The 4792-nt window shown below is 71.8% G+C and carries 2 protein-coding genes; both read left to right on the plus strand.

The window, feature by feature from the left end; translation table 11 throughout:
• Positions 1–2866, plus strand: a 2866-nt coding sequence (locus tag AB0I68_RS38715; RefSeq protein WP_363182142.1) for a type I polyketide synthase, incomplete at its 5' end; no start/stop codon positions are given.
• Between the two features lie 51 nt (positions 2867–2917).
• The coding region (locus AB0I68_RS38720) for a type I polyketide synthase (RefSeq protein WP_363182143.1) at positions 2918–4792 on the plus strand (1875 nt) is incomplete at its 3' end.

The raw sequence follows: 4792 nt of genomic DNA on the forward strand, positions 1-4792 counted from the left end.
CGACTGGGCCGGGGTTCTGCCCGCCGGAGCGGCGTCCGCCCGCATCGACCTGCCGACGTACGCCTTCGAGCACCGGCACTACTGGCTCCAGCCGGGTGAGTCGGCCACCGATGCGGCATCGCTCGGACTGGTCGGGTCCGATCACCCGCTGCTGGGTGCTGTGGTGCGGCTGCCGCAGTCCGACGGACTGGTCTTCACTTCGCGGCTGTCGCTGAAGTCGCACCCGTGGCTGGCCGATCACGCGATCGGCGGTGCGGTGCTCGTCCCCGGCACGGTGTATGTCGATCTCGCGGTGCGGGCCGGCGACGAGTTCGGGTCCGGCGTCCTGGACGAACTCGTGATCGAGGCACCGCTGGTCGTGCCCGAGCACGGCGGGGTGCGCATACAGGTCGCCGTCGACGGTCCGACCGAGAACGGCTCGCGGACCGTGGAGGTCTACGCGCTGCGCGAGGACGCTGTCGGTGACGGCGTGTGGAGGCGGCACGCCACCGGTGTGCTGTCGGCTCCGGTTCAGACGGGCTCCGTGGGCACCGGGTTCGACTTCGCCGCCTGGCCGCCGGCCGGCGCGGAGCCGGTCGAGGTCGGGGACTTCTACTCCGGCCTGGTCGAGCGTGGCTATGGTTACGGTCCGGCGTTCCAGGGCGTGCGGGCGGTGTGGCGGCGTGGCGAGGAGCTCTTCGCCGAGGTCGCCCTGCCCGAGGGGCAGCGGGAACAGGCCGGCGCGTTCGGCATCCACCCCGCGCTGCTGGACGCGGCCCTGCACACCGGCCTCGTCGACGCCCCGGCGGACCCGGAGACCGACGGACAGGCCGTACTGCAGCCGCTGGACTGGAACGGTCTGGTGCTGCACGCCGCCGGTGCCTCGGCACTGCGCGTACGGGTCGCGCCGATCGGCCCGGATGCACTGTCGCTGGAGGCGGCGGACGAGACCGGTGGCCTGGTCGTGACGCTGGACTCGCTGGTGTCCCGGGCCGTGTCCACCGACCGGTTGGGGACGCCGACGGCGGACGAGGGCCGCGACTCGCTGTTCGGCGTCGAGTGGACCGAGCTGCCCCCGGCCGAAGGAGCAGCCCCCTCGCCGTGGTGGGTGCCGGTGGCCACGGCGGACGATGTGGCGGCCCTGGCCGAGAGCGGAGTGGTCCCGGCGGCGGCGGTCCTGGAGGCGTTCGGCAGTGCCGGGGAGGGCGCGGTACTGGCCCTGTCCTCCCACGTGCTGGAGGTCGTTCAGGCGTGGCTGGCCGGGCCCGGACTCGAGGAGTCGCGGCTGGTGGTCGTCACCCGGGGCGCGGTTCCCGCCGGTGGTGAGGGCACGGTGAGCGACCCGGCCGGAGCGGCTGTGTGGGGTCTGCTCCGTGCCGCCCAGGTGGAGAACCCCGACCGCTTCGTCCTGATCGACACCGACCCGGCCTCCGGCGAGGGAGTGGACTCGGTGCTGGGTACGGTACTGGCCGGCGGGGAGCCGCAGGTCGCGGTCCGCGGAGCGGCCCTCTTCGTCCCCCGGCTCGTCCGGGCCGGAGCTGAGGTCGCGGACGATGCACCGGCGGTGTTCCGGCCGGAGGGCACGGTCCTGGTCACGGGTGCCGGGGCGTTGGGTGCGCTGCTGGCCCGGCATCTGGTCACCCGGCACGGTGTGCAGCACCTGGTGCTGGCCAGTCGGCGGGGTCCGCAGGCAGACGGGGCGCAGGAGCTGGTCGCCGAGCTCGCCGAGCAGGGCGCGGCGGTGTCGGTCGTGGCTTGTGACGTGTCCGACCGCAGCCAGGTGGAGGCGCTGCTGGCGTCGGTGCCGGCCGGGCACCGGCTGACCGGTGTGGTCCACACCGCGGGTGTGCTGGACGACGGGGTGATCGGGGCGCTGACCCCGGAGCGGCTGGCGACGGTGTTCGCGCCGAAGGTGGACGCGGTCCGGCACCTGGACGAGCTGACCCGTGGTCTGGACCTCGACGCGTTCGTCGTGTTCTCGTCCGCCTCGGGTGTCTTCGGGTCCGCCGGACAGGGCAATTACGGGGCGGCGAATGCCTTCCTGGACGGGCTGATGGCCCGCCGTCGGGCGGCCGGCCTGCCCGGGCAGTCGCTGGCCTGGGGTCTGTGGGAGCAGGCCACGGGTATGACCGCCCACCTGGGCGGCGCTGACCAGGCGCGTGCGAGCCGCGGTGGTGTGCTGGCGATGACGGCGGAGGAGGGCATGGCCCTGTTCGACGCCTCGCTGCAGGTGGAGCGGGCGCTGCTGGTGCCGGTCCACCTGGACCTGCGGACGCTGCGCAGCCAGGCCGCAGCCGGCGGGGGAGTCCCGCACCTGATGCGGGGCCTGGTGAGGGCCGGCCGGCAGCAGGCGCGGGCGGCAGCCGCCACGGAGGGCGGGCTGGTCCGCCGCCTGGCCGGGCTCGGTGCGGCCGAGCAGGAGGCACTGCTCCTCGATCTGGTGCGTGCTCAGGTCGCGGTCGTGCTCGGACATGCCGGGCCGGAGGGTGTCCGTGCGGAGCTGGCGTTCAAGGACGCCGGGTTCGACTCGCTCACCTCGGTGGAGCTGCGCAACCGGCTGCGTGAGGCGACCGGTCTGAAGCTGCCGGCCACGCTGGTCTTCGACTACCCCACCCCGCTGACCATCGCCCGCTACCTGCGCGACGAGCTCGGTACCAGCGACGACGCGCTTTCCCGGGTGAACGCGAAGATCGAAGACGTGGAGTCGCTGCTCAATGAACTGCGCCTCGACCAGAAATCCAGTATCGCGCTTCGCCTTCAAGGTTTGGTGGCCAGGTGCAACGGAGTGCTCGAGCAGACGGACACGTCCGCGGTGGCGGAGCAACTGGAATCCGCATCAGCCGATGAAATCTTCGACTTCATCGATGGTGAATTCGGGCTCATCTGAAACCAGTTCAGGCTTTTGCGGTTCCATCAAATCTTCGTAAGGACTTAGAGAATGGCCACGGACGAAAAGCTCCTCAAGTACCTCAAGCGCGTGACCACCGAGTTGCACACCTTGAAGCAGCAGGGCTCGCGCCATGCTGACGAGCCGATCGCGATCGTCGGGATGGCGTGCCGGTTCCCGGGTGGCGTGGCGGGTCCGGAGGACTTGTGGCAGCTGGTGTCGGAGGGCCGGGACGCGGTGTCGTCCTTCCCCGAGGACCGTGGCTGGGACCTGGAGGGTCTGTTCGACCCGGACCCCGACCACGCGGGAACGTCCTATACCGATCAGGGCGGATTCCTGCAGGGCGCCGGGCTTTTCGACGCGGGGTTCTTCGGTATCTCGCCGCGTGAGGCAGTGGTGATGGACCCGCAGCAGCGGTTGCTGCTGGAGACCTCGTGGGAGGCGCTGGAGCGGGCGGGTATCGACCCGGTCTCGCTGAAGGGCACCGATGTCGGAGTGTTCTCCGGGGTGTTCACTCAGGGGTACGGGGCCGGCGCCGGCGCCATTCCGCCGGAGCTGGAGGGGTACGCGGGCACAGGAGGGGCGTCGAGTGTGGCGTCGGGCCGGGTGTCGTACGTGCTGGGTCTCGAGGGTCCGGCGGTCACGGTGGACACGGCGTGTTCGTCGTCGCTGGTGACGATGCACTTGGCGGCGCAGGCGCTGCGGCAGGGCGAGTGCTCGATGGCGCTCGCTGGCGGCGCGACGGTGATGGCGTCGCCCGGCACCTTCGTGGCGTTCTCCCGGCAGCGGGTTCTGGCCGTCGACGGGCGCTGCCGCGCGTTCGCGGACGGCGCGGACGGCACGGGCTGGGCCGAGGGTGTCGGTGTGGTGGTGCTGGAGCGTTTGTCGGTGGCGCGTGAGCGTGGTCACCGGGTGCTGGCGGTGCTGCGCGGCAGTGCGGTCAACCAGGACGGCGCGTCGAACGGTCTGACGGCGCCGAACGGTCCGTCGCAGCAGCGGGTCATCCGCAAGGCCCTGGCCAGCGCCGGGCTGGCGACAGCGGACGTGGACGTCGTGGAGGCCCACGGGACCGGTACGGCCCTTGGCGACCCGATCGAGGCCCAGGCGCTCCTGGCGACCTACGGCCAGGGCCGTGACGCAGACCAGCCGCTGTGGCTGGGCTCGCTGAAGTCGAACATCGGGCACACGCAGGCAGCTGCGGGCGTGGCCGGCGTGATCAAGATGGTGCAGGCACTCCAGCACGGGGTCCTGCCCCCCACCCTGCACGTGGAGAAGCCCACGACCGAAGTGGACTGGTCTGCGGGCGCGGTGGAGCTGCTGACGGAGGCGCGGGAGTGGCCGCGGAGTGGCCGGCCGCGTCGGGCGGGTGTGTCCTCGTTCGGCGTCAGTGGGACGAACGCGCACCTGATCCTGGAGGAGGCGCCCGCCGAGGAGGCGGAGCCCGTCTCGGAGGAGACGGCACCTGCCGGTGTGGTGCCGCTGGTGGTGTCGGCGCAGAGCGCCGGTTCCCTGGAAGGTCAGGCCGGACGCCTGGCGTCGTACCTGGAGTCTGCCCCCGGCGGGGTGGCGCTGACGGACGTGGCCGGGTCGCTGTTGTCGGAGCGTGCACTGCTGGGTGAGCGTGCGGTGGTCGTGGCCGGCTCGGACGAGGAGGCGCTGGCCGGGCTCGAGGCGCTGGGCCGTGGTGAGGTCGCTGCCGGTGTAGTGATCGGCAGTGTCGGTTCGGGTGTGCCGGGCAAGGTTGTCTGGGTGTTTCCGGGTCAGGGCTCGCAGCGGGTGGGCATGGGTCTGGAGTTGTATGGCCGGTATCCGGTGTTCGCGCGGGCGTTGAACGAGGCGTGTGAGGAGTTGGATGCGCGTCTGGCCGGGTGGGTTGATCATCCGGTGAAGGATGTGGTGTTGGGCCGGGTGGCGGGCAGTGGGGAG

Source organism: Streptomyces sp. NPDC050448 (assembly GCF_040655295.1).
Taxonomy (GTDB): Bacteria; Actinomycetota; Actinomycetes; order Streptomycetales; family Streptomycetaceae; genus Streptomyces.